Annotated in this window: 1 protein-coding gene; it reads right to left on the bottom strand. The window is 36.4% G+C overall.

The features are described 5' to 3' along the window. Window positions 1-4,626 (bottom strand): hypothetical protein (locus HMPREF1984_RS02385; protein ID WP_021766281.1); only part of this gene is annotated, 4,626 nt, incomplete at both ends.

Below are 4,626 nucleotides of genomic sequence, written 5' to 3'. Positions count from 1 at the left end.
TTAACATAGTCTGATTTTCTTTTGATCTTCCTATATCTTTAAATCTGAATCTATTGTGTACCGCTCCTGCATACCATCCGCTTGAGTTTCCTAACTTAACTGTTTCATCTTCATGCAGGTATGCAAATCCATATGCATGACTGTTATAGTCTATTATTCCTGCAGTATCTGTACTGTATTCATCTCTCATTCCGAATACTTTTATTTTGTTTGACTGTTTAGACTTAGTATCCCATTCTTTTGCCAGGTGACTAATTTCCTTATCTATCAGTCTTCCAGTTCCATGAGTTCTCTGCTGTACATTTGCATATTGGTGTCCCATCATTTCGTCTACAGCTTGATAGAATAAAACTTCCTCATTATTTCCAATACTGTTTAGCTTGCTGAACAACTGTCTTTCCCTAGTTCCTAATTCTTCAACTCCATATCTCTGTTCCAATCCGTCTAAGAAGTTGTATGTATCTTTTACTTCCACCGGTGAAGCTTCATTTCCTGCCCAGGCAGTGTAAGGCACTTTAACCATGTAGATATTTGTCATTGTTCCATCTGTTGGATTTAATGTAGGTGTTGCCAGCCAAGTCAATCCTGCTGAATAAATATTCCAGTCTGATACTCCACTTGTTCTTATTGCATTGTTGTATGGATTTAAAATCTGAGGATCGTTTACTACAATTGATCTGCTGTTTGTCATTTCAGTTGCCTCTGTACCAATTATTAAATCCGCTTTAGATGTTAAGTTTCCTAATCCATTTATTGCATTTGTATAATCCACTCCTGATGTATTAACATACATTCCTATGCTTGAAGCTGATACCGCTATCGGATTTCTCGCAAATGTATTTACTGTTACCGGATTTTGCTGAACTCCATTTATTGTAACTGTGGCACTTGCAGCTCCTGCCGGTGCATCAATTGCCGCTCCTCCTACACCTTTTCCTGTCGGTGGTGTTGTAAATGTATATACTGTATCACTCGTACTAGTGCTTCCATTTACTGTAATGTTACCATAGTTGGCAATTGTTCCTCCTTTTAAGTATACACCAACTGCATTAGAACCATCAATTGTAATTGAACCAGTATTATTCAATGTTGAACCTTGTCCTAAGTAAACTCCTACTACATTAGAATATGATCCAGAACCAGTTGAAATTGAACCTGTATTTATTGCAGTTGCTCCGTTATCAGCATAGATTCCTGTTGTATTGTTTCCATTTAACACTATGTTTCCTGTATTTGTTGCTGTACTTCCTGAGCCACTTGCATACATACCTATTCCATAATCACCATTTACATTAATTGTTCCATTATTAACTACATGACCAGTATCTGTTGTTCCATAACCTGCCGCCATACCTATGCTGTATAAATTCGAACTTGGATTAGATCCTCCTATTGTAATTACTCCACCATTATTTGTGGCAGTACCTCCTCCAATTGAGTAGATTCCTACATTTCCTAGACCATTTCCAAAGTCCATATTACCTGTATTTGTTACAGTTCCAGCTGAATAAAGACCGTAGTTTCCTCCACCTGACGCTGTCAAATTTGTTGAATTATTTACTGTTCCTGCCGCATCACTTGAGTAAACATAGATATTATTTGTTCCTAAGTTTACAGTTCCCACTGTTGAGTTAATTATATTACCGCTTCCTGCATTTGCTATTGCAACTGATGTATCTCCCAAGTTAAATGCTGTTCCGCTATTAGTAACTGTCTGTCCACTTCCTACTGTGTACACACCTACCGCTTCAGTTGTTCCTGTAGCAATTGTTCCTCCTGTAAGATTTACATTTCCTCCTTGGGAATACACTCCTACACCTGAATTTCCTACTGTTATTGTTCCTCCTGTTACATCAGATGCATATCCAAACATACCAATACCGCTATTACCTACTGTTATTGTTCCTGAATTTCTTGTAGTATAATTTGTTGCTGTATTGCTTCCATATAGTCCGACACTTGAATCTCCCAAAGTGATAGTTCCTGTATTTTCTAATACTGCCCCTGGTGCAAGTGCGGCATCAGGTTTAAACAGCACTCCTACTGAAGATGTTCCTGTACTTGTAATTGTTCCTGCATTTGTCACACCTTGAGATGTTGACCCTTCAGAATACATACCTGTCGAACTGCTTCCCATTGTTATAGTACCTGTATTTGTAAGGATACTGTCCGCTGTTCCATAAAGACCTGTTGAAGAATCCCCTATTGTAATAGTTCCTGTTGCATTATTGTTGATAACTCCATATTTAGCGTACATAGCTGTTGAGTTTGCACCACTTAAATTAATTATTCCGTTGTTATTTAATGTAACAGCAGCTCTGTTTGTCGTCAAGTTTTCCTGGGCAATTGCAGTTTGTCCTGCCTGTGTACCTGTTACAGTGTTACTGTTATTGTTATCAATTGATGAATTTGAAATCTCAAGTTTATTATAATCATCATTAGCATCATCAAGATTCACATTCTTATCCATAGTTAATTTACTTAAATACAGCATAAAAGGTTTGTAGTCATTATTTATTATAGTTGGACCCGCTCCTGTTGGAAATAAACTGGATGGATTTGCATCTGTCAAATTCATTCCAACATTTTGAGCAATAAATAATCTTGATCCTGGATTCATAGTTAAAGTAAGGTTATGCAAAGTATTGTTAAAAGTACTTGATATCCAGCTTCCTACTACACCTTGATTAAATGGACTATATGTCCCTGTTCCAACATAGTAAAATGCAGTTCCTCTATTATTGGCATCCGTACCTCCGTCAATTGTTGCTGACATAGGTTGATTTATATTTATTGTCCCTCCATTAGTATAGAATAACAGAGATTTCTGACCTGTTGTTGCTGTACCTGTTCCATTTAAATTAATTGATCCGCCTGTTTCTGCTACAAAGTTTACTGCCTGATCTTTTGCTTTAACGTCATATGTTTCAATATTTACAGTACTGGATTTTGAATATATTCCTAATGAACCTTTACCTTCAACATCAAAATTCACATTTCCTGGAGCTGTTGTGTTATACATTCCTCCTGTTGCTATAATTCCTGCAGTTCCTCTACCTGTTCCCGATGTTTTTCCTGTAACAGTTATATCTTTTTCATTATTAACTGTTCCACCTGTTTGAACAACACCTACTGAACCATCAGAAGTTACTGTAACATCACCTTTATTTGTAGCCGTACCTGATCCAGTCGCCATTATACCTATATTTTGTCCTGCAGCAACAGTAATTTTACCTGCTGCATCATTTATAACATTTCCATTTGAAGCATATATTCCTATATTATCTGAACCTGTACTCAATATACTAATTAAATTTTTATTTGTTAATGAGGCTCCTGCAGTTTCCATTCTTAACCCCATTGCCTTATTCTTAGAACCTATGATACTGATTGTTCCATCATTATCATAATTTTTATTAATTATTGAATACATTCCAAAAGAGTTTTCTCCGGAAACATTAATTACACCATTGGCAGTATTTTTAATTCCTCCCTGCATATCGTGTAAAATAGCGATTCCACCTGATTCATCCCCTTCTATGTTAATAGTACCATTATTTGTAGCCGATGAATTTGGTTGAAGTCCATTATTATTTGTTCCTATTGCAATACCATAACTCTTATCACCTTTCATTGTTATAGTATTATTATTTATAACTACTGCTGTCCAGTTGGATGTTACTTTCAATCCATAACCTAACGAACCTTCACCGTTCATTGTAATTGTTCCATCATTTTGTAATGTATAAGTTCCAGTGGAATTTCCTTCATCTGTAAATATCATTCCTATTTGTTTTTTTCCGTTACCTATTATTTTTCCTGTAGCCCCATTTATTCCAATACTGTCATCTGTTCCACCACCAGGACTGTTATCTGTCTGAACTTCTATTCCTCCAGTTTCATCAGCAGTTAAAAGAATCGTTCCGTTATTAGTGAATTCCAGACGGCTTGTAGAAGCACTTATAGGATCTAATGTAACGGCTCTTTTTCTTGTTACATCTACTTCCATAACTGAATCTACAGCAGAATTATATGATGATGTTGCACCACCTTGGACGTACTCCACTATAGCATTATCCTTCTTCTGAGCTGGACTGGTTGGAGCACCTCCAGTTAAAGAAGATCCTTCACTAGTTTTATGTGTACCTGTCACATTAACATTTTTTCCTAATACTGTATCTCCATAACTGTTCCAATAGGAATCCAAGTCAACTACCTGTATATTAACATTTGCCGGAACAATAACTGGAACTGTAGGCTGTGGAGGTTCAAAGTTTATAGCTGTAGGCAAATTAGGTTGTGTTGCATTAAGCGGAGTAACCGTCGGAGCTGCAAATACTCTTGGGTTAATACCTGCACTTACTTCAAATCCTACAAGCGGTTCTTTTACAGGTGTAGTACTTGCTAAACCGTATCCTTTTAGTCCCTGTCTATTGTTTGATGATGCTGAACGAATATTTGAACTTGTAGAAAGTAATGAATAATTCTTACTGTCAGGTGACGTATATCTTTCATAAGGATTTTCACTTCTTGTAAATACTCCTTCATATGGATATTTCTCCTTTTTATCTCCTCTTCCTTTATATGTACCCCTCCAGTTGTTATAAAATCCATTTATCCCAAACT

The sequence above is a fragment of the Leptotrichia sp. oral taxon 215 str. W9775 genome, assembly GCF_000469505.1.
GTDB lineage: Bacteria > Fusobacteriota > Fusobacteriia > Fusobacteriales > Leptotrichiaceae > Leptotrichia_A.
Note: the sequence above shows the minus strand (reverse complement) of the source record. Positions and strands in the feature narration are given on the sequence as shown.